At 63.2% G+C, this 22,867-nt stretch carries 26 protein-coding genes; 11 read left to right on the top strand and 15 right to left on the bottom strand.

All coding sequences use genetic code 11. The features are described 5' to 3' along the window. The first annotated feature begins 3 nt into the window (after positions 1–3). Together CAG34_RS01040 and rlmF are read left to right on the top strand one after the other, a co-directional pair. Complete coding sequence (locus CAG34_RS01040) at positions 4–2,850, top strand: valine--tRNA ligase (protein WP_013971095.1); 2,847 nt, start codon at positions 4–6, stop codon at positions 2,848–2,850. A 117-nt stretch (positions 2,851–2,967) separates the two neighbouring features. Further along, positions 2,968–3,918: a 23S rRNA (adenine(1618)-N(6))-methyltransferase RlmF gene (gene rlmF, locus CAG34_RS01035; RefSeq protein ID WP_085587501.1), complete on the top strand. Its 951-nt coding sequence runs from the start codon at positions 2,968–2,970 to the stop codon at positions 3,916–3,918. A 50-nt stretch (positions 3,919–3,968) separates the two neighbouring features. Here rlmF and CAG34_RS01030 read toward each other — a convergent pair whose 3' ends face one another. Next, complete coding sequence (locus CAG34_RS01030; RefSeq protein ID WP_003257928.1) at positions 3,969–4,250, bottom strand: HU family DNA-binding protein; 282 nt, start codon at positions 4,248–4,250, stop codon at positions 3,969–3,971. A gap of 370 nt (positions 4,251–4,620) precedes the next feature. On the opposite strand from CAG34_RS01030, the gene yejK reads away from it, so the two are divergent. Then, positions 4,621–5,622 (top strand): nucleoid-associated protein YejK, encoded by a 1,002-nt coding sequence (gene yejK, locus CAG34_RS01025; RefSeq protein WP_085587686.1) that lies wholly within the window; start codon positions 4,621–4,623, stop codon positions 5,620–5,622. On the opposite strand, the gene CAG34_RS01020 is transcribed toward yejK, so the two are convergent. From CAG34_RS01020 to CAG34_RS00955, 14 genes are all read right to left on the bottom strand, one after another. Further along, positions 5,619–5,915, bottom strand: coding sequence for a GIY-YIG nuclease family protein (locus CAG34_RS01020; protein ID WP_085587499.1), 297 nt, complete (start codon positions 5,913–5,915; stop codon positions 5,619–5,621). The genes yejK and CAG34_RS01020 overlap by 4 nt on opposite strands. After that, positions 5,908–6,384, bottom strand: coding sequence for a nuclear transport factor 2 family protein (locus CAG34_RS01015; RefSeq protein WP_085587497.1), 477 nt, complete (start codon positions 6,382–6,384; stop codon positions 5,908–5,910). Before CAG34_RS01015 ends, CAG34_RS01020 begins: the two co-directional genes overlap by 8 nt. A gap of 177 nt (positions 6,385–6,561) precedes the next feature. Then, positions 6,562–7,842, bottom strand: a complete 1,281-nt coding sequence (locus tag CAG34_RS01010; protein ID WP_085587495.1) for an MFS transporter — start codon at positions 7,840–7,842, stop codon at positions 6,562–6,564. A gap of 13 nt (positions 7,843–7,855) precedes the next feature. Further along, on the bottom strand, positions 7,856–8,506 hold the full coding sequence (locus CAG34_RS01005; protein ID WP_085587493.1) for a FadR/GntR family transcriptional regulator: 651 nt from the start codon (positions 8,504–8,506) through the stop codon (positions 7,856–7,858). A gap of 241 nt (positions 8,507–8,747) precedes the next feature. Then, positions 8,748–9,794, bottom strand: a complete 1,047-nt coding sequence (gene hisC / locus CAG34_RS01000) for a histidinol-phosphate transaminase (RefSeq protein WP_075043871.1) — start codon at positions 9,792–9,794, stop codon at positions 8,748–8,750. Positions 9,795–9,796: 2 nt separating this feature from the next. Then, positions 9,797–11,122, bottom strand: a complete 1,326-nt coding sequence (gene hisD / locus CAG34_RS00995; protein ID WP_025337829.1) for a histidinol dehydrogenase — start codon at positions 11,120–11,122, stop codon at positions 9,797–9,799. A 134-nt stretch (positions 11,123–11,256) separates the two neighbouring features. Further along, entirely contained in the window at positions 11,257–11,892 is a 636-nt protein-coding gene (gene hisG, locus CAG34_RS00990; protein ID WP_003257924.1) for an ATP phosphoribosyltransferase, read from the bottom strand. A 167-nt stretch (positions 11,893–12,059) separates the two neighbouring features. Next, positions 12,060–13,325, bottom strand: coding sequence for a UDP-N-acetylglucosamine 1-carboxyvinyltransferase (murA, locus tag CAG34_RS00985; protein WP_085587490.1), 1,266 nt, complete (start codon positions 13,323–13,325; stop codon positions 12,060–12,062). Between the two features lie 23 nt (positions 13,326–13,348). Then, positions 13,349–13,588 (bottom strand): BolA family protein, encoded by a 240-nt coding sequence (locus tag CAG34_RS00980; protein WP_003255121.1) that lies wholly within the window; start codon positions 13,586–13,588, stop codon positions 13,349–13,351. 117 nt (positions 13,589–13,705) lie between these two features. Beyond that, complete coding sequence (locus tag CAG34_RS00975; RefSeq protein ID WP_025337827.1) at positions 13,706–14,008, bottom strand: lipid asymmetry maintenance protein MlaB; 303 nt, start codon at positions 14,006–14,008, stop codon at positions 13,706–13,708. After that, the gene (locus CAG34_RS00970) at positions 14,005–14,652 is read right to left on the bottom strand and encodes a phospholipid-binding protein MlaC (RefSeq protein WP_025337826.1); all 648 of its coding nucleotides are present in this window, start codon (positions 14,650–14,652) and stop codon (positions 14,005–14,007) included. The genes CAG34_RS00975 and CAG34_RS00970 overlap by 4 nt, the downstream gene beginning before the upstream one ends. 9 nt (positions 14,653–14,661) lie before the next feature. Continuing rightward, entirely contained in the window at positions 14,662–15,147 is a 486-nt protein-coding gene (mlaD, locus tag CAG34_RS00965; protein ID WP_003257921.1) for an outer membrane lipid asymmetry maintenance protein MlaD, read from the bottom strand. After that, entirely contained in the window at positions 15,147–15,944 is a 798-nt protein-coding gene (mlaE, locus tag CAG34_RS00960) for a lipid asymmetry maintenance ABC transporter permease subunit MlaE (RefSeq protein WP_025337825.1), read from the bottom strand. The genes mlaD and mlaE overlap by 1 nt, the downstream gene beginning before the upstream one ends. Continuing rightward, the gene (locus CAG34_RS00955) at positions 15,944–16,753 is read right to left on the bottom strand and encodes an ATP-binding cassette domain-containing protein (RefSeq protein ID WP_012270662.1); all 810 of its coding nucleotides are present in this window, start codon (positions 16,751–16,753) and stop codon (positions 15,944–15,946) included. The genes mlaE and CAG34_RS00955 overlap by 1 nt, the downstream gene beginning before the upstream one ends. A 248-nt stretch (positions 16,754–17,001) precedes the next feature. On the opposite strand from CAG34_RS00955, the gene CAG34_RS00950 reads away from it, so the two are divergent. The 8 genes from CAG34_RS00950 (at position 17,002) to ptsN (ending at position 22,865) form a co-directional block, all read left to right on the top strand. Continuing rightward, positions 17,002–17,976: an SIS domain-containing protein gene (locus tag CAG34_RS00950; RefSeq protein WP_003257920.1), complete on the top strand. Its 975-nt coding sequence runs from the start codon at positions 17,002–17,004 to the stop codon at positions 17,974–17,976. Positions 17,977–17,988: 12 nt separating this feature from the next. Beyond that, on the top strand, positions 17,989–18,513 hold the full coding sequence (locus tag CAG34_RS00945) for an HAD family hydrolase (protein WP_024086339.1): 525 nt from the start codon (positions 17,989–17,991) through the stop codon (positions 18,511–18,513). Between the two features lie 8 nt (positions 18,514–18,521). Beyond that, a complete protein-coding gene (gene lptC / locus CAG34_RS00940) occupies positions 18,522–19,094 on the top strand; it encodes an LPS export ABC transporter periplasmic protein LptC (protein ID WP_025337824.1) in 573 nt (190 codons plus the stop codon). After that, positions 19,081–19,605, top strand: coding sequence for a lipopolysaccharide transport periplasmic protein LptA (gene lptA, locus CAG34_RS00935; protein ID WP_015269063.1), 525 nt, complete (start codon positions 19,081–19,083; stop codon positions 19,603–19,605). The genes lptC and lptA overlap by 14 nt, the downstream gene beginning before the upstream one ends. Then, positions 19,606–20,331 (top strand): LPS export ABC transporter ATP-binding protein, encoded by a 726-nt coding sequence (lptB, locus tag CAG34_RS00930; protein ID WP_015269062.1) that lies wholly within the window; start codon positions 19,606–19,608, stop codon positions 20,329–20,331. Between the two features lie 175 nt (positions 20,332–20,506). Then, complete coding sequence (locus tag CAG34_RS00925; protein WP_015269061.1) at positions 20,507–22,000, top strand: RNA polymerase factor sigma-54; 1,494 nt, start codon at positions 20,507–20,509, stop codon at positions 21,998–22,000. Between the two features lie 79 nt (positions 22,001–22,079). Further along, complete coding sequence (hpf, locus tag CAG34_RS00920) at positions 22,080–22,388, top strand: ribosome hibernation-promoting factor, HPF/YfiA family (RefSeq protein ID WP_003255135.1); 309 nt, start codon at positions 22,080–22,082, stop codon at positions 22,386–22,388. A 12-nt stretch (positions 22,389–22,400) separates the two neighbouring features. Continuing rightward, entirely contained in the window at positions 22,401–22,865 is a 465-nt protein-coding gene (gene ptsN, locus CAG34_RS00915) for a PTS IIA-like nitrogen regulatory protein PtsN (RefSeq protein ID WP_015269060.1), read from the top strand. Positions 22,866–22,867: the final 2 nt, after the last annotated feature.

Raw genomic sequence — 22,867 nt, 5'->3', positions numbered from 1 at the left:
CGCATGGATAAGACCTACCAGCCGCACGCCATCGAAACTTCCTGGTACAACACCTGGGAGTCCGAGAACTATTTCGCCCCACAAGGTGCAGGCGAGTCCTACACCATCATGATCCCGCCGCCGAACGTGACCGGCAGCCTGCACATGGGCCACGGGTTCAACAACGCGATCATGGACGCCCTGATCCGTTTCCGCCGCATGCAAGGCCGCGACACCCTGTGGCAGCCAGGCACCGACCACGCCGGTATCGCCACCCAGATGCTGGTCGAGCGCCAGCTCGAGGCCAAGGGCCAGAACCGGCATGACCTGGGCCGCGAAAAGTTCCTGGAAAAGGTCTGGGAATGGAAGGACCAGTCCGGTGGCAACATCAGCCGTCAGATCCGCCGTCTGGGCTCGTCGGTCGACTGGAGCCGCGAGCGCTTCACCATGGACGACGGCCTGTCCGAAGCGGTCAAGGAAGCCTTCGTGCGCCTGCATGAAGATGGCCTGATCTACCGCGGCAAGCGCCTGGTCAACTGGGACACCAAGCTGCACACGGCCATCTCCGACCTCGAAGTGGAAAACCACGACGAGAAGGGCCACCTGTGGAACCTGCGCTACCCACTGGCCGACGGCGCCAAGACCGCCGAAGGCAAGGACTACCTGGTAGTCGCCACCACCCGTCCGGAAACCCTGCTGGGTGACGCCGCCGTGGCGGTCAACCCGAACGACGAGCGCTACCAGGCACTGATCGGCAAGTTCGTCGAACTGCCGCTGGTCGGCCGCCGCATCCCGATCATCGCCGACGACTACTGCGACCCCGAGTTCGGTACCGGCTGCGTGAAGATCACCCCGGCCCACGACTTCAACGACTACGAAGTCGGCAAGCGCCACAACCTGCCGCTGCTGAACATCTTCGACAAGAACGCCTTCGTGCTGGCCAGCGCGCAGGCCTTCAACCTCGACGGCAGCGTCAACGAGCAGGTGGACACCCGCCTGCCGGCCCAGTATGCCAACCTCGACCGCTTCGTCGCGCGCAAGCAGATCGTCGCCGACCTGGATGCCCAGGGCTTGCTGGTCAGCATCGATGACCACGCGCTGAAAGTGCCGAAAGGCGACCGTTCGGGCACCGTCATCGAGCCGTGGCTGACCGACCAGTGGTACGTTTCCACCAAGCCGCTGGCAGAACCTGCCATCGCCGCCGTGGAAGATGGCCGCATCCAGTTCGTGCCCAAGCAGTACGAGAACATGTACTTCTCCTGGATGCGTGATATCCAGGACTGGTGCATCAGCCGCCAGCTGTGGTGGGGCCACCGCATCCCGGCATGGTACGACGAGGCCGGCCAGGTCTATGTCGGCCGCAACGAGGAAGAAGTGCGCGCCAAGCACAACCTGGGCGCCGACGTGGTCCTGCGCCAGGACGACGACGTACTCGACACCTGGTTCAGTTCGGGCCTGTGGACCTTCTCTACCCTGGGCTGGCCGGAACAGACCGAGTTCCTCAAGAAGTTCCACTCCACCGACGTGCTGGTGACCGGCTTCGACATCATCTTCTTCTGGGTTGCGCGCATGATCATGCTGACCATGCACCTGATCAAGAACGAGGATGGCACCCCGCAGGTACCGTTCAAGACCGTGTACGTGCACGGCCTGGTACGTGACGGCCAGGGCCAGAAGATGTCCAAGTCCAAGGGCAACGTGCTGGACCCGCTGGACATCGTCGACGGCATCACCCTCGACGCCCTGCTGGAAAAACGCACCAGCGGCATGATGCAGCCCAAGCTTGCCGAGAAGATCGCCAAGCAGACCAAGGCCGAGTTCCCCGAAGGTATCGCCAGCTACGGCACCGACGCCCTGCGCTTCACCTTCTGCTCGCTGGCCTCCACCGGCCGCGACATCAAGTTCGACATGGGCCGCGTCGAAGGCTACCGCAACTTCTGCAACAAGATCTGGAACGCCGCCCGCTACGTGCTGGACAAGGGCGAGGACTGCGGCCAGAACGGCGAGGCCTACGAGCTGTCGTTGGCCGACCGCTGGATCATCTCGCAGCTGCAGCGTACCGAAGCCGAAGTGACCCGCCAGCTGGAGCAGTTCCGCTTCGACCTGGCCAGCCAGGCGCTGTACGAGTTCATCTGGAACCAGTACTGCGACTGGTACCTGGAGCTGTCCAAGCCAGTGCTGTGGGACGAGAACGCCCCGGTCGAGCGCGCCCGTGGCACTCGCCGCACCCTGGTGCGCGTGCTGGAAGTGGCGCTGCGCCTGGCACACCCGTTCATGCCGTTCATCACCGAAGAAATCTGGCAGCGCATCGCACCGCTGGCCGGCATCGAAGGCAAGACCATCATGCTGCAGCCATGGCCGGTGGCCAATGAAAGCCGCATCGATGCTGCCGCCGAAGGCGACATCGAGTGGCTCAAGGAGCTGATGGTCGGCCTGCGCAACATCCGCGCCGAAATGAACATCGGCCCGGGCAAGCCGCTGCCGCTGTTCCTGAAGAACGCCAACGCCGACGACCAGCGTCGCCTGCAGGAAAACGAAGCCCTGCTGAAGAAGCTGGCCAAGGTCGAGTCGTTCACCGTACTGGGCGATGCCGACGAAGCGCCGCTGTCGGCCACCGCCCTGGTCGGTGACCTGCAAGTGCTGGTGCCAATGGCCGGCCTGATCGACAAGGATGCCGAGCTGGCGCGCCTGAACAAGGAAATCCAGCGCCTGCAGGGTGAAGTGGCACGCGTGGGTGGCAAGCTGTCCAACGCCGCCTTCGTCGACAAGGCACCGCCTGCCGTGATCGAGAAGGAGCGCGCCAAGCTGGCCGAGTCCGAACAGGCCCTGGCCAACTTCACCGAGCAGCATGCGCGGATTGCAGCGCTGTAACCAAAAGTGAAGCCATAGCGGGCTGCTTCGCAGCCCATCGCCGGCAAGCCAGCTCCCACAGGAAAGCGCTGTACCTGTGGGAGCTGGCTTGCCGGCGATGCTTTTCAGGACCCCATCATGACCGACAAACCCACCCTGCACCCGCGCAACCGCCACCAGGGCCGCTACGACTTCCCCAGCCTGATCAAGGCCCACCCTGACCTGGCGCGCTTCACCATCACCAACCCCCACGGCAAACCCAGCATCGACTTCGCCAACCCCGAGGCCGTGCGGGTGTTCAACCGTGCCCTGCTGAAGGCCCAGTACGGCATCCAGCACTGGGATATCCCCGCCGACTACCTGTGCCCGCCGATTCCCGGCCGCGCCGACTACATCCACGTGGCCGCCGACCTGCTGGCCGACGACAATGCCGGCGAGATCCCCAAGGGCGCCCAGGTGCGTGCGCTGGACATCGGCGTGGGGGCCAACTGCATCTACCCACTGCTGGGCCACAGCGACTACCGCTGGCGCTTCCTCGGCTCGGACATCGACCCCGTGGCCCTGGCTTCGGCCAAGGCCATCGTCCAGGCCAACGGCCTGGGCAAGGCCATCACCCTGCGCCAGCAGGCCAACCGTGCACACATCCTCAGCGGCCTGCTGCAGGAGGGCGAACGCTTCGACCTCACCCTGTGCAACCCGCCCTTCCATTCCTCACGCGACGAAGCCACCCGCGGCAGCCAGCGCAAGTGGAAGAACCTCGGCAAGCAGGACCCCAAGCGCAAGCTGCCGGTGCTCAACTTCGGCGGCCAGAACAACGAACTGTGGTGCGAAGGCGGCGAGATCCGCTTTGTCAGCCAACTGGTCAGCGAAAGCGTGCAGTACGCCGAGCGGGTACTGTGGTTCACCAGCCTGGTGTCCAAGGCCAGCAACCTGCCGGGGATCGAGGCTGCGCTCAGGAAAGCGGGCGCCAAGGCCGTGCGCATCAGTGAAATGGGCCAAGGGCAGAAGCAGAGCCGCATGGTCGCCTGGAGCTTCCACGACGACGCCGCGCGCCAGGCCTGGCACGCCGGGCGTAAAACCCAGGCATGAAAAAACCGCGCCCGGGCAAGCCGGGCGCGGTTTCGTCAAAGCTTCAACAATTACTTGTTGATGGCGTCGGTCAGCACTTTGGCTGGAACGAACTTGACGACTTTCTTGGCAGCGATTTCGATGGCAGCGCCAGTCGAAGGGTTGCGGCCGGTACGGGCAGGACGCTCAGCGACTTTCAGCTTGCCGATGCCTGGCAGAGTGATTTCAGCGCCGTTTTCCAGCTGGTCGGCAACGATCTGGCCCAGTTGCTCCAGAGCGTTCTTGGCGGTGGCTTTTGGCGCGGCGATCGATTCGGCGATGTCGGCAATCAGTTGGTCTTTGGTCAATGCCATGGTGGTGTTCCTTCCCTATCAAATTCGATGGTTATGCAGCGGACTACGACGTTATCGGGCCAGCCCCTGAAAGTGGAGGGCCGCGCCAATCGCGTATGTAGATACGCAAATCGACGTTTGGTTCGACACGACGACAGCACGCTGCCAGCAATGCGCCACACAAGGGGCGCAAGACCGCGCAAAGCTACCACAGGAACGGATAAATATCCGCTGCGCGCTTCGATTTAATGCAGGTTTTTCGGGGGTTTTAGCCTAAAACGCACAAATTTGAACAAAAAACGAACAACCGGCATTTCTGCCAACATCCGGCCACTGCACCACCTTGTGTCTAGGGTAAACTGGACGACTTTTGCAGCTCGCCGAGAATTCCATGCCAATCCGTCATTGCATCGTTCACCTGATCGACAAAAAGCCCGATGGCAGCCCCGCCGTGCTGCATGCCCGCGATTGCGAACTGGCTGCCTCCGACGCCATCGAAAACCTGCTGGCCGACCTCAATGACAGCTACAACGCCAAGCAAGGCAAGGCCTGGGGCTTTTTCCACGGTGAGTCCGGCGCCTACCCGCTGAGCGGCTGGCTGAAGCAGTACCTGGACGAAGAAAAGGACTTTACCGCCTTCAGCCGCGTGGCCGTGGAGCACCTGCAGAAGCTGATGGAAGAGTCCAACCTGTCCACCGGCGGCCACATCCTGTTTGCCCATTACCAGCAAGGCATGACCGAATACCTGGCGATCGCCCTGCTGCACCACAGCGAAGGCGTGGCGGTGAACGCCGAGCTCGACGTGATGCCTTCGCGCCACCTCGACCTTGGCCAGCTGCACCTGGCGGCGCGCATCAACCTGTCGGAGTGGAAGAACAACCAGAACTCCAAACAGTACATTTCGTTCATCAAGGGCAAGAACGGCAAGAAGGTCTCGGACTACTTCCGCGATTTCATCGGCTGCCAGGAAGGCGTGGACGGCCCGGGCGAAACCCGCACCCTGCTCAAGGCCTTCAGTGACTTCGTCGAGAGCGAAGACCTGCCGGAAGAGTCTGCCCGCGAAAAAACCCAGACCCTGGTCGAGTACGCCACTACCCAGACCAAGCTGGGTGAGCCGGTCACGCTGGAAGAGCTGTCCAGCCTGATCGACGAGGACCGGCCCAAGGCGTTCTACGACCACATCCGCAACAAGGACTACGGCCTGTCGCCGGAAATCCCCGCAGACAAGCGCACCCTCAACCAGTTCCGCCGTTTCACCGGGCGTGCCGAGGGGTTGTCGATCAGCTTCGAAGCGCACCTGCTGGGGGACAAGGTCGAGTATGACGAGGAGGCAGGGACCTTGATCATCAAGGGCCTTCCGACCACCTTGGTGGATCAGTTGAAGCGGCCCTAACTAACAGCCACTACTGCGCCATAGGAGGCCACCAAAGCCTCCTTCGCCGACTTGCGCAGCCGCTTCACCAGCCGCTCCTGGCGTAACGCCTCGCCCTTGTCCGGCCATTGCTCCACATACACCAGCGCCTGGGCCGGGCTGGTCTTGAAGTAGCGCGCGCCCTGCCCTTTCTGGTGCGCCAGAAAGCGCCGCTGCGGGTCATCGCTGATACCGCAATACAGCGATCCATTGGCAGCCCTTACCAAGTAGACATACCAGGGTTTGCTCGCGGCAATTTCGACGGGCTCACTCACCCTGGGCCTGCTGGAATGCTCGCAATCCTGTGAACGCCTGCTGGCGTACCTTGTTCTGCACCAGCGGCGACCAGCCCAGCAGCATGCCAGGCACACCCAGCGCCTGCCGCGACCAACTCCACAAGTCGAATTGGTCATCGTGCTGGCAGATCAGCCCGTCACGAATCACGAAACGCGCCTGGATATCGTTGACCACGATGCGGCCGGTCTGGCTGAACAGGTAGGTGGCCACCCAATGTGCGGCGCCCGTGCGTTCATCGGCGCGGACGTTGTCGAAGGTCAGGGTGAAGTCCTTGGCACGGCTGGTGAGCATTCGCCACATGTCGCCTGCATCCTTGCCACGCAAGGTGCCGAAGACCGGGTCGCTGAAGACGATATCGTCGCTGTAGCAGGCGACCATGGCCTCGGCATCCAGGCGCTGGAAGGCCTGGTAGAAGCGGGTGATCAGGTCGCGGTTGGCGTCGCTCATGGGGCTGGTCCGTCCTGGGGTCGAAAGCAGCACGATAATCTGCCCTGGTTGCTTATGCCAGTACCGGCCTCTTCGCGGGCGCGCCCGCTCCCACAAGATCCATGCATGCTTTGATCCTGTGGCTCTCCTGTGGGAGCGGGCGTGCCCGCGAAGAGGCCAGCACTGCCAATATCAGCTTCAGACTTTCTCGCTGCTCACCTGCACATGCAAAGCCCGCCCGGCGCCCAGGCCGAACACGATGGCCCCCACCCCCAGCACGGCAAAGATCCACCCCACTGCCGCCCAGCCCCCGGTCAGGTCATGCACCAGCCCCACCGCAAACGGCCCCATCGACGCCAGGGTATAACCCACCCCCTGCGCCATGCTCGACAGGTTCGCCGCCACATGGGCATCCTTCGAGCGCAGCACGATCAAGGTCAGCGCCAGGGCAAAGGTACCGCCCTGCCCCAGGCCCAGCACAACCGCCCAGCCCCACAGCCCGGAAAGCGGCGCATACAGGCAACCGAACAGGCCGGCCAGGGTAATCAGCATGACCAGCACGATCGCCAGGCGCTGGTCCTTGCCCCGAGTGGCCAGCCAGGGCGCACTGAGCGAACTGACCAGCTGCACGATCACCGACCCCGACAGCACCAGCCCCGCCTCGGTCGGGCTCAGGCCGCGACCGATCAGGATCGATGGCAACCAGCCAAAGACGATGTAGGCCAGTGACGACTGCAGGCCCATGTACAGGGTCACCTGCCAGGCCAGCGGATCACGCCACAGCCCACGCACGCGATAGGCCACCTTGTGCAGGCCATGACCTTGGCGGGCCTGCGGCAGCCATACCAGCATGGCTAGCAGGGCCGGCAACATCCAGAAGCCAAGCCCCAGCGCCCAGCTGCCGTCGAAATGCTGGGCCAGGGGCACCGTGGCGCCAGCCGCCATGGCGGCGCCCAGGCACAACGCCATGGTGTACACGCCGGTCAGCGTGCCAGCGTGCTGCGGGAAATCGCGCTTGACGATGCCCGGCAGCAGCACGCCAATGATGCCGATGCTGGCCCCCGCCATGAGGCTGCCGAGGAACACCCCGGTGGCCCCCAGGCTACTGCGCACGACAATGCCGAGCGCCAGGGTGGCGAGGATGCCGAGGATCACCCGCTCGCTACCAAAGCGACGCGCCAGCATCGGCGCCAAGGGGGCGAACAGGCCCAGGCACAGCACTGGCAAGGTGGTCAGCAAACCGGCCTGCGAGGCATTCAGCCCCAAGCCTTCGGACACCTGGCCCAGCACCGGCGCCATGCTCGACAATGCCGGGCGCAGGTTCAAAGCCACCAACACCAGGCCGAGCAACAACAGCCAAGGCCGCTGTACCTGTACCGGCTGCTGTTGGACCTGTTCGTCGTCAGCCTCGGCGTCGATCAGCAACTCGTCTAGGTCCCGCTCGCTCGGTGGGGTGTTACGGGTGATGGAATCAGCCATGGCCTTCTCGGAGTCAGGATTCGATAAGGGTACGGCTCAGGCGCTTGGCCTGCTCCGCATCGCGTTGCTCGATGGCGGCAAGGATCTGCCCATGCAGGTCGAACGTGGACTGGCAGCGCGGCACGGTCGCCATGTTGTGCTGCAGCGCGGCAGCCACCACCCCGGAAAAGTACCGGTACAGCTCACTCAAGGCCGGGTTGTGGGCGGCATCGACCAGCCGCTGGTGAAACACCAGGTCGCAGGCCACATAAGCATCGATATCACCGTGAAAATGCCCGGCACTGTTGGCCAGGGCATCACGCAGCGCCTGCAGGTCGGCGTCGGTTCGGCGCAGCGCGGCCAGGCCGATGGCCTCGGCTTCGAGGATATGTCGGGTTTCACGGGCCTGCTCGGGCGTGCAGCGTGACATCGCCTGCACCGCCTGCAGCGGGTCCTGGGCCGTGCGCAGATAGCTGCCGTCGCCCTGGCGGATCTCCACCAGACCACTGAACGCCAGCACGCGCATGGCCTCGCGTACGGTGTTGCGGCTTATGCCCAACTGCAGGGCCAGTTCCGGCTCGGTCGGCAAACGCTGGCCAACCTGCCAGTCGCCCAGCACGATGCGTTCGCGCATGCGCTCGACGGCCAGTTCGACCAGGGACCGCTTGGTCAATTCGGTACTCATGCTACTCAACCAATCATCCGATGAATTGGCGCAGCATACCGGTGGGCAAAGTGTTTGTCATTGAAGAGAGCTGCGATTAGAAACCTGGCGCGATTTTTTGTGGGAGCGGCCTTGTGTCGCGAAAGGGCCGCAAAGCGGCCGCTGGATTTCAGCGCAGATGCAAAAACTGCTGGGGCCGCTTTGCGGCCCTATCGCGACACAAGGCCGCTCCTACAAGGACCGCGCAGGGCAGTGGATGACGTCAGGTCAACGCATCGAGCAGCGCCTGGTTCATCTCTGGCGTACCGATGGTGATGCGCAGGAACTGGGCAATGCGCGGCTGCTTGAAGTGGCGCACGATCACGCCCTGCTCGCGCAGGCGTGCAGCCAGCTCACCGGCATCTTGTTGCGGATGGCGGGCGAAGATGAAGTTGGCCGCCGACGGCAGCACTTCGAAGCCCTTGGCCTGCAGCTGCCCGACCAACACCTCTCGGCTGTCGATCACCTTGCGGCAGGTTTCCTCGAAGTACTCGCGGTCCTCGAACGCCACCGCCGCGCCGACGATCGCGGCTCGGTCCAGCGGGTAGGAGTTGAAGCTGTTCTTGATCCGCTCCAGCGCCTCGATCAGGTCCGGGTGCCCCACCGCCAGGCCAACCCGCAGCCCGGCCAGCGAGCGCGACTTCGACAGGGTCTGGGTGACCAGCAGGTTGTCGTAGCGGTCCACCAGGCTGATCGCCGTTTCGCCACCGAAGTCGATGTAGGCTTCATCGACCACCACCACCGAATCACGGTTGGCCTGCAGCAACTGCTCCACCGCCTGCAGCGGCATCAGGCAACCGGTCGGCGCGTTGGGGTTGGGGAAGATGATGCCGGCATTGGGCTTGTTGTAGTCCTCGATGCGGATCTGGAACTGCTCGTCCAGCGCCACCTGCTCGAAGGCGATACCGTACAGGCCGCAGTAGACCGGGTAGAAGCTGTAGCTGATGTCAGGGAACAGCAGCGGTGCGTCGTGCTGGAACAGGCCGTGGAAGATGTGCGCCAGCACCTCGTCCGAGCCGTTGCCGACGAACACTTGTGCCGGCGTCACGCCGTAGTACTCGGCCACCGCCTGCTTCAGCCGGTCACCGTTCGGGTCCGGGTACAGGCGCAGGTTGTCGTTCAGCTCGCCGCGCATGGCCTCCAGCGCCTTGGGCGACGGGCCGTAGGGGTTTTCGTTGGTGTTCAGCTTGACCAGGCGGGCCAGCTTGGGCTGCTCGCCCGGCACGTAAGGCACCAGGTCCTTGACGAAGGGGCTCCAGAATCGACTCATGCTCAGTTCCCCTTCTCTTGGGTCAGGATGCGGTATTCAGCGCTGCGGGCGTGGGCGGTCAGCGACTCGCCACGGGCCAGGACCGAGGCGGTGTGGCCCAGCTCGGACGCGCCCTGCTCGGAGCAGAAAATGATCGACGAGCGCTTCTGGAAGTCATACACCCCCAGCGGCGACGAGAAACGCGCGGTGCCGGAAGTCGGCAGCACGTGGTTGGGCCCTGCGCAGTAGTCGCCCAGCGCTTCGCTGGTGTGACGACCCATGAAGATCGCGCCAGCGTGGCGGATGTGCGGCAGCCAGGCCTGCGGGTCGGCCACCGACAGTTCCAGGTGCTCGGGTGCGATGCGGTTGGCCACTTCCATGGCCTGCTGCATGTCACGCACCTGGATCAGCGCACCACGGCCATTGATCGACTTCTCGATGATCTCGGCACGTTCCATGGTCGGCAGCAGCTTGTCGATGCTGGCGGCAACGCGGTCGAGGAAGGCGGCGTCCGGGCTGACCAGGATGGCCTGGGCATCTTCGTCGTGCTCGGCCTGGGAGAACAGGTCCATGGCGATCCAGTCCGGGTCGGTCTGGCCGTCGCACACCACGAGGATTTCCGACGGGCCGGCGATCATGTCGATACCCACCTGGCCAAACACATGGCGCTTGGCGGTGGCAACGTAGATGTTGCCCGGGCCGACGATCTTGTCCACCTGCGGCACGCTTTCGGTACCGTAGGCCAGCGCGGCAACAGCCTGCGCGCCACCGACGGTGAACACACGGTCGACACCGGCGATGCAGGCAGCCGCCAGCACCAGCTCGTTGACCTCGCCACGCGGGGTCGGCACCACCATCACCACTTCGGCCACACCGGCGACCTTGGCCGGGATGGCGTTCATCAGCACCGACGACGGGTACGACGCCTTGCCACCCGGCACATACAGGCCGGCGCGGTCCAGCGGGGTGACCTTCTGGCCAAGCACGGTACCGTCGGCCTCGGTGTACTGCCAGGAATCCTGCTTCTGCCGCTCGTGGTACATGCGCACACGGTTGGCAGCCTTTTCCAGGGCTTCGCGCTGGACCGGGGTAATGCGGGTCAGGGCCAGTTCCAGGCGCTCGCGACCGAGGATCAGGTCATCGATGGACTTGGCATCGACACCATCGAAACGCTGGGTGAATTCCACCAATGCCGCATCGCCACGCTCGCGCACGGCCTTGATGATGTCGAGCACGCGCTGGTTGACCGCGTCATCGGACACACTTTCCCAGCTCAGCAGATGATCCAGATGTCGGGCGAAATCCGGATCAGCAGCGTTGAGACGGGCAATTGCAGTGGACACGGTCATGGCGAGGGCCTCGATTATTGGCGAATGCTCAGGCGCCCTAGGCTACCAGTCCATCCGCGCGGGCACCCGAGAAAAATGGCTATGACGCGGATAGACGGGCGCGGCAGCGAAGGCCGCGCGCAGTCGGTAGAGAGTCAGCCGCGGTGTCGCGATTCGACCGCTCCGCGCAGCGTGTCGATCAGGCTCTGGATACGGGCGTGCTGCATTTTCATGGAGGCCTTGTTGACCACCAGGCGCGAGCTGATCGTGGCGATCAGTTCCTGGGGCTCCAGGCCGTTGGCACGCAGGGTGTTGCCGGTGTCGACCACGTCGATGATCTTGTCGGCGAGGTTGATCAGCGGTGCCAGCTCCATCGAGCCGTACAGCTTGATGATGTCGACCTGGCGGCCCTGTTCGGCGTAGTAGCGCTTGGCTACGTTGACGAACTTGGTAGCCACGCGCAGACGGCCCTTGGGCTCGGGTGCGCCGACCACACCAGCGGTCATCAGCTTGCAACGGGCAATCTGCAGGTCCAGGGGCTCGTAAAGGCCCTGGCCGCCGTACTCCATCAGCACATCCTTGCCGGCCACACCCAGGTCGGCGGCACCATGCTCGACATAGGTCGGCACGTCGGTGGCACGCACGATCAGCAGGCGCACATCGTCCTGCGTGGTGGGGATGATCAGTTTGCGGCTCTTGTCCGGGTTCTCGGTCGGCACGATACCGGCCTCGGCCAGCAATGGCAGGGTATCGTCGAGAATACGGCCTTTGGAAAGCGCGATGGTCAACATTGGAACGTCGGTCCTTAAGCGGCTACTGCCGGCCGGGCGTCGAGCCCGACCGCATTTGATTCATTGTGGGAGCGGGCTTGCCCGCAAAGCAACCACCGCGGTGCATGGCACCGGCTCTGCCGGTATTCGCGGGCAAGCCCGCTCCCACACGGTATGCCGAAGGGCTACTAGCCCGGTACGCGACGGATCTTCGCGCCCAGCATCTGCAGTTTTTCTTCGATGCACTCGTAACCACGGTCGATGTGGTAGATGCGATCGATCAGGGTATCGCCTTCGGCTACCAGCGCCGACAGCACCAGGCTGGCGGAAGCACGCAGGTCGGTGGCCATTACCGGGGCACCCTTCAGCGCCTTGACGCCAGTGACGATGGCAGTGTTGCCCTCGACCTGGATCTGCGCGCCCATGCGGTGCATTTCGTAGACGTGCATGAAGCGGTTTTCGAAGATCGTCTCGATCACTGCACCGGTGCCTTCGGCAATGGCGTTGAGCGAGATGAACTGCGCCTGCATGTCGGTCGGGAACGCCGGATACGGGGCGGTACGCAGGTTGACGGCTTTCGGCCGTTTGCCGTGCATGTCCAGCTCGATCCAGTCTTCGCCAGTGTTGATGTCGGCGCCGGCTTCCTTGAGTTTTTCCAGTACGGCTTCAAGGATGGTCGGATCGGTGTCCTTGACCTTGACGCGGCCGCCAGTCACGGCAGCGGCAACCAGGTAGGTACCGGTCTCGATACGGTCCGGCATCACGCGGTAGTTGGCCGAGTGCAGGCGCTCAACGCCATCGATGACGATGGTGTCGGTACCAGCGCCCTGGACCTTGCCGCCCATGGCGTTGATGAAGTTGGCCAGGTCGACCACTTCCGGCTCGCGCGCGGCGTTCTGCAGCACGCTGCGGCCCTTGGCCAGGGCAGCGGCCATCATGATGTTCTCGGTACCGGTCACGCTCACGGTGTCGAAGAAGAAGTGCGCACCGCGCAGGCCACCCTCAGGCGCCTTGGCCTTGATGTAGCCGGCTTCGACTTCGATCTTCGCGCCCATGGCCTCGAGGCCACGGATGTGCAGGTCGACCGGGCGCGAGCCAATGGCGCAACCGCCAGGCAGGGCCACTTCGGCCTCGCCGAAACGGGCGACCATCGGGCCCAGCACCAGGATCGAGGCGCGCATGGTCTTGACCAGCTCGTAAGGTGCAACCAGGGTCTTGATGGTGCGAGGGTCGATCTCGACCGCCAGCTTTTCGTCGATCACCGGCTCGATGCCCATGCGGCCGAACAGCTCGATCATGGTGGTGATGTCGTGCAGGTGCGGCAGGTTGCCCACGGTGACCGGGCCGTCGGCCAGCAGGGTCGCCGCCAGAATCGGCAGGGCTGCGTTCTTCGCGCCCGAAATGCGGATCTCGCCGTCAAGGCAAGCGCCGCCAGTAATAATCAGTTTGTCCATTGGAATCTCGCCGCCACGTTGGCTCAGGTGCGCTCAGCCCAGGCTGCGCTGCTGAAAAATTTCATGGTTACCGCATGGATGCTGCCATTGGCGATCCACGGATTCAGGTGAGCATAGATCGCCTGCTGGCGTTTGACCGGGCTCAGGCCAGCCAACTCGTCGCTGATCACGTTCAACTGGAAGTTGCAGCCTTCGCCTTCAACTTCGACCCGGGAACCCGGCAATTTCTCTTCAAGGAAGCTTTTAACTTCTACGGCCTGCATGCTCAACCTCAATCGGCGCCCGATGCGCACGGGTCGGCCATCATACAAAAAAGCCCCTCGCCTGCGAAGCCCAACGAGGGCTTCGCTGACCGAGGGGCCATCATCCGTGCCAGGCCATCAGGTTGCCAGCACCTCATCGAGGTCATAGACCTCGGCAATTTCCCGCATATCGTCGGGCATGCTGCGCACCTGGCAACCCTTGCCGGCGGCCTGGGCATCACGCATGAATGCCAGCAGCAACGACAGGCCGACACTGGTGGAGCGCTGCACTGCCGAGCAATCGAGCACCAGCTGCGCCTCGCGGCAGGCCGCGATCAGCGCCTTGCCCTGCTTGCGCAGGGCCGGCCCGCTGCGGTAGTCCAGCACGCCGGCCAGGCGCAGCACGCCCGGCTCGGCCATGCTTACACCGGCCTCACTCATTTGACGGTCTTCTCTGGCGAGTTGTCGGCGGCCTGCTTGGCCTTGGCCACTTCGCCGGCCCAGCCGTCGATGGTCTTGTCCAGGTCGTTGCCATTGCGCTGCATGGCGTCGGCGAACTGGTCGCGGAACAGCTTGCCGATGTTGATGCCGTTGACGATCACGTTACGCACCTTCCACTCGCCGCCGATGTTTTCCAGGGTGTACTGCACCGGATACACGGCACCGTTGTTGCCGGTGACCTTCATGCCAACGCTGGCGCGCTTGCCGTCATCAGCCTTGGCCGGGTCGACGGTGATGCCCTGGTTGTTGTACTCGAGCAGGGCATTGCCATAGAACTGCATCAGGCTGCGCTTGAAGTTTTCCTGGAAGCGCTGCATCTGCTCGGGGGTAGCCTTGCGCGAGTACTTGACGGTCATGATGCTTCTGGAAATACCGTCAGCGTCCACCACCGGGCCGAGGATGCGGTTCAGCGCATCGTAGAAGGCGTTGGGGTTGGACTTGTACTGTTCCTTGTTGGCCTTGAGGTCGCCCAGCAGTTCAGTGGTGGTGCCCTGAACCACATCGTGAGGCGTCTGCGCAGCCATGGTCAGCAGGGGGAAGGCCGCCAGCAGGACCAGCAGGCCACGTCGCAGGATGGAAATCATGGAAACTCCTTAATTAGCCGGTTGCGCTTCTTTCGGTTCCTTGCCAACGGAGTTGAGCAGGAACTTGCCAATCAGATCTTCCAGCACCAGCGCCGACTGGGTGTCGTGGATGGTCCCGCCGTCCTTGAGCACCTGGTCCTCACCGCCCACGCTGATGCCGATGTACTTCTCGCCAAGCAACCCGGCGGTCAGGATCGAAGCAGTGGAGTCGGTCGGCAGGTTGTCCACCGACTTGTCCAGCTGCAGCGTCACCCGACCGGTGTAGGAATCACGGTCCAGATCGATGGCGGTAACCTTGCCGATGGTCACACCGGCCATGGTCACTTTAGCTCTGACCGTCAAACCGGCGATATTGTCGAAGTAGGCATAAACTTTATAGGTATCGCTGCTCGGGCTGGCCGACAGCCCGCTGACACGCAGGGCGAGCAGCAGCAGCGCCAGGATCCCGGCCAGGAGGAACAGGCCGACACCGATTTCCAGGGTGCGGTTTTGCATCAGAAATCTCCAAACATCAAGGCGGTCAGAATAAAGTCCAGACCCAGCACTGCCAACGAGGCATAGACCACGGTCTTGGTGGTGGCACGGCTGATCCCTTCTGAGGTGGGCTCACAGTCGTACCCCTGGAATACGGCGATCCAGGTCGTGACGAAGGCAAATACCAGGCTCTTGATCAGCCCGTTGAGCACGTCGTCGGTGAACGAAACACTGTTCTGCATGTTGGCCCAGAACGAGCCCTCGTAGACGCCCAGCCAGTCCACCGCCACCCACGAGCCACCCCAGATGCCGACCACGCTGAAGATCAGCGCCAGCAACGGCAGCGAGATGAAACCGGCCCACAGGCGCGGCGCGACGATGTACTTGAGCGGGTCGACGCCGATCATTTCAAGGCTCGACAACTGCTCGGTGGACTTCATGTTGCCGATTTCTGCGGTCAGCGCCGAACCGGCACGACCGGCGAACAGCAATGCCGTCACCACCGGGCCGAGCTCACGCAGCAGGGTCAGGGCGACCATCTGCCCAACCGCCTGCTCCGAGCCGTACTTGGTCAGGATGCTGAAGCCCTGCAGCGCCAGCACCATGCCGATGAACACGCCGGACACGACGATGATCGCCAGCGACAGCACGCCCACCGAATACAGCTGCTTGACCAGCAGCTGGAAGCCGCCACCGATGCCGCCACGGCCGATCAGCGCATGGAACAGGAACAGACAGGAGCGCCCCAGCACCGCCAGCACGTCGATGGCCGAGCGCCCCAGCAGGCGGACACGTTCGAGTAAGGATTTTCTGCGCATCAACGCGCTCCCAGCAGGTCGGCGCGGTAGTCAGGCGCAGGGAAATGGAAAGGCACCGGGCCGTCCGGGTCGCCCTTCATGAACTGGCGAATGCGCGGGTTGTCCGAGCCCATCAGCTCGTCAGGCGTACCCTGGCCCAGCACCTGGCCATCACCTACCACATAGATGTAGTCGGCGATGCTGGCGGTTTCCGCCAGGTCGTGGGAAACGACGATGCTGGTGATACCCAGGGCGTCGTTGAGCAGGCGGATCAGACGCACCAATACACCCATGGCGATCGGGTCCTGGCCGACGAACGGTTCGTCGTACATGAGGATCTGCGGGTCCAGGGCAATCGCCCGGGCCAACGCCACTCGGCGTTTCATGCCACCGGACAGCTCGTCGGGCATCAGGTCGATGGCTCCGCGCAGCCCCACGGCCTGCAGCTTCATCAGCACGATATCGCGGATCATCTCGTCCGACAGCTGGGTGTGCACGCGCAGCGGGAACGCGACGTTCTCGAACACATCGAGATCGGTGAACAGCGCGCCGCTCTGGAACAGCACCCCCATTTGCTTGCGGGCGTCGAACAGGTCGCTGCGCGACAGCGTCGGCAGGTTTTGCCCGGCAACCCAGACCTCACCGCTGGAGGGGCGCAACTGCGCGCCCATCAGGCGGAGCAACGTGGTCTTGCCGCAACCCGATGGCCCCATGATACCGGTGACCTTGCCGCGCGGGATGCGAATGTCGACGTTGCTGAAAATGCTGCGCGAACCGCGTTTGAAGGTAACCCCCTTCAACTCGACCGCGTAGGCGCTATCCACACTCATCTAGACTCCTTGCTAGTGCAGCCTCGTCCTAATGGACGTCGGCCTCCATCTGGAAGGCACAAGCGCCCCTGGCAGGCCGAATAGCGGCGAACTATAGCACCGCTGACAGCGCCGCCCCAAGGTCGGCTAACGAGTCGTTCAGCCCTGCGACAGGCTGGCGAGACATTCACCGCGGCAATCGAAAGCGTGAGGGTTTCTTTCATTGCAGCTATAATCGCCGCCTTTTCATCAGGCATTGCTTTTTCGACATGAGCCAATCCAGCGAGCTGATCCAATCCGCCCAACGCACCCTGCGCCTGGAACTCGAGGCCGTAGAGGCCCTGCTGGCGCGCATCGACGACAATTTCGTCAAGGCCTGCGAACTGATCCTGGCCAGCAAGGGCCGGGTCGTCGTGGTCGGCATGGGCAAGTCCGGGCACATCGGCAACAAGATCGCCGCCACCCTGGCCAGCACCGGCACACCGGCGTTTTTCGTGCACCCGGCCGAAGCCAGCCATGGCGACATGGGCATGATCACCCGCGATGATGTCATCCTTGCCCTGTCGAATTCCGGCAGCACCGCCGAAATCGTCACCCTGCTGCCGCTGATCAAGCGCCTGGGCATCAAGCTGATCAGCCTGACCGGCAACCCGGACTCGCCCCTGGCCCAGGCTGCCGAGGTCAACCTCGACGCCCGCGTCGAGCAAGAGGCCTGCCCGCTGAACCTGGCCCCCACCTCCTCCACCACCGCATCGCTGGTGCTGGGCGACGCGCTGGCCATTGCCCTGCTCGAAGCCCGCGGCTTCACCGCCGAGGACTTTGCCTTCTCGCACCCGGGTGGTGCACTGGGCCGCCGCCTGCTGCTCAAGGTGGAGAACGTGATGCACGCCGGCGACGAACTGCCCCAGGTGCCCCGCGGCACCCTGCTCAAGGACGCACTCCTTGAAATGTCCCGCAAAGGCTTGGGCATGACCGTGATCGTCGAAGCCGATGGCAAGCTGGCAGGGATCTTCACCGACGGCGACCTGCGCCGCAGCCTGGACCGCAACATCGACGTCCACACCACCCTGATCGACCAGGTAATGACCGTGCACGGCAAGACGGCCCGCGCCGAAATGCTCGCGGCCGAGGCCCTGAAGATCATGGAAGACCACAAGATCGGCGCCCTGGTGGTGGTGGACCGCGAGGACCGCCCCACCGGCGCCCTGAACATGCACGACCTGCTGCGCGCCGGCGTGATGTAAAGGAGCGATGGAATGAACCAGGACCTCATGCAACGCGGCAAGAACATCAAGCTGGCAGTGTTCGACGTGGACGGCGTGCTCACCGACGGGCGCCTGTACTTCCTCGAGGACGGCAGCGAGTTCAAGACCTTCAACACCCTCGACGGCCAGGGCATCAAGATGCTCATGGCCTCGGGCGTGACCACCGCGATCATCAGCGGGCGCAAGACCCCGGTGGTCGAGCGCCGGGCGAAGAACCTCGGCATCCCGCACCTGTACCAGGGCCGCGAGGACAAACTGGTGGTGCTGGACGGCCTGCTCGCCGAACTGGGCCTGAGCTATGCTCAAGTGGCCTACCTGGGCGACGACCTGCCCGACCTGCCGGTAATCCGCCGGGTCGCCCTGGGCATGGCAGTGGCCAACGCCGCGCCGTTCGTTCGCCAGCACGCCCATGGCGTGACCCAGGCACGTGGCGGCGAAGGCGCGGCCCGTGAATTCTGCGAACTGATCATGCAGGCCCAGGGCACCCTGGACGCTGCCAACGCCAACTACCTGTAAGGCTGCCCATGTTCAGCAAGAAAGCCCGCAACATTGCGCTGCTCGCGGTGATCGCCGCCCTGCTGGTGGCGATCGGCTACTGGAATGTCAGCCCGGAAAGCTTCCTCGACAAGCCGGTGACCCAGGTCGACGAAAGCGCCATCGACTACTACGCGGTCAACGCCCACAGCGTGCAGTTCCTGCCCGACGGCAAGCTGCAGTACGAAATGACCGCCGACAAGGTCGAACACCTCAAGGCCAGCGAAATCACCCTGCTGACCACGCCGGACCTGCACCTGTACCGCGGTACCGAATACCCGTGGCATGTGCAGAGCACCCGCGCCGAAGTCAACCCGGACGGCAGCGAAGTCGAACTGATCGACAACGTACGGGTCGCCCGCACCGACGAAAAGCAGCGCGAAATGATCATTACCAGCTCACGCATGACCGTGTTCCCGCAGAAGCAATATGCGCAGACCGAGCAAGCCGTTAGAATCGACGGCGCCGGTGGCACAACTACGGGCAAAGGAATGAAAGCGTATTTGAAAGAAGGCAAGATGGACTTGCTCTCTAACGTAAGAGGACAGTATGAGGCTCGTTAAAACCCTCCCCCTTTTGCTCAGCCTGAGCGCAGCACTGGGAAGCGCGAGCGCCCTCGCCCTGCCGAACGACCGTGACCAGCCTATCCGCATCCAGGCCGACAACGCCCACCTGGACGACAAGCAGGGCGTGGCCACCTACACCGGCGACGTGATCATCACCCAGGGTTCGATGATGATCAAAGGCAACACCGTGACCATCACCCGCTCCGCCTCCGGCGACATTGACGTGGTGACCTCGGTGGGCAACCTGGCCTACTTCGAGCAGCAGCAGAGCGCAGCCAAGCCAGACAAGATGAAAGGCTGGGCGGTGACCATCCAGTACCAGTCGCAGAAGGACATGGTGATCCTCACCGACCGCGCCAAGGTCGAGAACGAGGGCAACACCACCGAAGGCGAGAAGATCGTCTACAACACCCAGACCCAGGTGGCAACCGCCGGTCGCGGTGGCAACGTGACCTCGCCGCGTCAGCGTATCGACATGGTGATCCAGCCCAAGAAGAAGGCCGAGTAAATGGCAACCCTCAAAGCCCAGCACCTGGCCAAGAGCTACAAGGGGCGGCAGGTCGTACGTGACGTCAGCCTGTCGATCGACAGCGGCCAGATCGTCGGCCTGCTCGGCCCCAACGGCGCCGGCAAGACCACCTGCTTCTACATGATCGTCGGCCTGGTTCAGGCCGATCAGGGGCGCGTGCTGATCGACAACCTCGATGTCAGCCACCAGCCCATGCACGGTCGCGCCCGCGCCGGCATCGGCTACCTGCCGCAGGAAGCCTCGATCTTCCGCAAGCTGTCGGTGGCCGACAACATCATGGCCATCCTCGAGACCCGCAAGGAGCTCGACCGCGACGGCCGGCGCAAAGAGCTGGAAAGCCTGCTGCAGGAGTTCCACATCAGCCACATTCGCGACAACCTCGGCATGAGCCTGTCCGGTGGTGAGCGCCGCCGCGTGGAAATTGCCCGCGCGCTGGCGACCGCACCCAAGTTCATCCTGCTGGACGAACCGTTTGCCGGTGTCGACCCGATTTCGGTCGGCGACATCAAGCAGATCATCCATCACCTCAAGGCCAAGGGTATCGGTGTACTGATCACCGACCACAACGTGCGTGAGACCCTGGATATCTGCGAAACCGCCTATATCGTCAACGATGGCCGGCTGATCGCCGAAGGCGACGCCGAAACCATCCTGGCCAACGACCTGGTCAAAGAGGTTTACCTGGGCCACGAGTTCCGGCTCTGAGCCCGGCACGCGCCTGGAGTACTGGCAAATCGCCCTGAAACCCGGGGTAAAGTGTAACGGTGCTCTAGGCAAACGCTACAATTTAAGGCATAAAACTTGCTTGATCTGGCGCCCCGGCGCCCTCGTGTAGTGGATGGCGCATGCGCGCCGGCGAACAAGGTATTAAGCCCCAGCCATGAAACCATCGCTCGTCCTAAAAATGGGCCAGCAACTGACGATGACACCGCAGTTGCAACAGGCCATCCGCCTGCTCCAGCTCTCTACCCTGGACCTCCAACAGGAAATCCAGGAAGCGCTGGAGTCGAACCCGATGCTCGAACGTCAGGAAGACGGCGACGACTTCGACAACAGCGACCCGATGGCGGACAACGCCGAGAACAAGCCGGCCGCCGAAGTCCAGGACAACAGCTTCCAGGAAAGCACTACCAGTGCCGACACCCTGGAAGACGGTGAGTGGAGCGAGCGCATCCCCAATGAACTGCCGGTCGACACCGCCTGGGAAGACATCTACCAGACCAGTGCCAGCAGCCTGCCGAGCAACGACGACGACGAGTGGGACTTCACCACCCGCACATCGGCCGGCGAAAGCCTGCAAAGCCACCTGCTGTGGCAGCTGAACCTGGCTCCGATGTCCGACACCGACCGCCTGATCGCCGTCACCCTGATCGACAGCATCAACGGCCAGGGCTACCTGGAAGATACCCTCGAGGAAATCTGCGCCGGTTTCGACCCGGAGCTGGATATCGAGCTGGACGAGGTCGAAGCGGTGCTGCACCGCATCCAGCAGTTCGAGCCAGCCGGCGTTGCCGCCCGCACCCTGGGCGAATGCCTGTTGCTGCAACTGCGCCAGCTGCCTGCCAGCACCCCGTGGATGGCCGAAGCCAAGCGCCTGGTCACCGACTTCATCGACCTGCTCGGCAGCCGTGATTACAGCCAGCTGATGCGTCGCATGAAAATCAAGGAAGACGAGCTGCGCCAGGTCATCGAACTGGTACAAAGCCTCAACCCGCGCCCCGGCTCGCAGATCGAGTCCAGCGAGCCCGAGTACGTGGTGCCCGACGTCATCGTGCGCAAGGACAGCGACCGCTGGCTGGTGGAGCTGAACCAGGAGGCCATTCCGCGCCTGCGCGTCAACCCGCAGTACGCCGGTTTTGTGCGCCGGGCCGACACCAGCGCCGACAACACCTTCATGCGCAACCAGCTGCAGGAAGCGCGCTGGTTCATCAAGAGCCTGCAAAGCCGCAACGAAACCCTGATGAAGGTGGCCACGCAGATCGTCGAGCACCAGCGCGGCTTCCTCGACCACGGCGACGAAGCGATGAAGCCGTTGGTACTGCATGACATCGCCGAAGCGGTGGGCATGCACGAGTCGACCATTTCGCGGGTAACCACGCAGAAATACATGCACACCCCGCGTGGCATCTACGAACTGAAATACTTTTTCTCCAGCCACGTCAGCACCTCCGAAGGCGGAGAATGCTCGTCTACGGCGATCCGCGCGATCATCAAGAAACTGGTTGCGGCGGAAAATCAGAAAAAGCCATTGAGTGACAGCAAGATCGCTGGTTTACTGGAGGCACAAGGCATCCAGGTAGCCCGTCGCACCGTCGCCAAGTACCGCGAGTCCCTCGGCATCGCACCGTCGAGCGAGCGCAAGCGACTGATGTAGCCCCTGAGATGTGCCACAGCGTTTGTGGGGCAGGTGCAAGACCTGCCTCTTTATGCACGGGCAACAAAGGAGAAGCTGTATGCAAGTCAATATCAGTGGACAGCATGTAGAAGTCACCCAGCCACTGCGCGATTATGTGCTTGAAAAGCTCGCTCGCGTGGAAAGTCACTTCGACAAGATCACCAACGTGCAGGTCATCATGAAAGTCGAGAAGCTGCAGCAGAAGGTCGAGGCGACCTTGCAGATTCCCGGCGGCGAAGTGGTTGCCAACGCCGAACACGAAGACATGTATGCAGCGATCGACGCCTTGGCCGACAAGCTCGACCGCCAACTGAAAAAACACAAGGAAAAACAGCAAAGCCTGCTGCAAGGTGCAGCTGCCCGCTGATCCCCCTCATCCATGATCCGACTTGAAACCATCCTGACCCCCGGCCGTTCCCTCGTGAACGTGCCGGGCGGCAGTAAGAAGCGCGCCCTGGAAAAGGTCGCCACCGTCATCGCCGAACAAGTGCCCGAACTGGAGATGCAAGACGTCTTCGAAAAACTGGTCGCCCGGGAAAAACTCGGTTCGACCGGTTTCGGCAACGGCATCGCCATCCCGCACTGCCGGCTTGAAGGATGTTCCGCTCCGGTCAGCGCCCTGCTGCACCTGGAAGCCCCTATCGACTACGACGCCATCGATGGTGCGCCGGTGGACCTGCTGTTCGTCCTGCTGGTGCCAGAAGCCGCCACCGATGCCCATCTGGAACTGCTGCGCCAGATTGCCAGCATGCTCGATCGCAAGGAGGTCCGTGATCGCCTGCGTGCGGCCACCAGCAGCGAGGCCCTGTTCCAGGTTGTCCTGGACGTACAGAACGAGCACTGAAC

Origin of the sequence: Pseudomonas sp. B14(2017), from assembly GCF_002113255.1 — a bacterium.
Classification (GTDB): domain Bacteria; phylum Pseudomonadota; class Gammaproteobacteria; order Pseudomonadales; family Pseudomonadaceae; genus Aquipseudomonas; species Aquipseudomonas putida_Z.
This window is presented reverse-complemented; position numbering and strand designations above follow the sequence as displayed.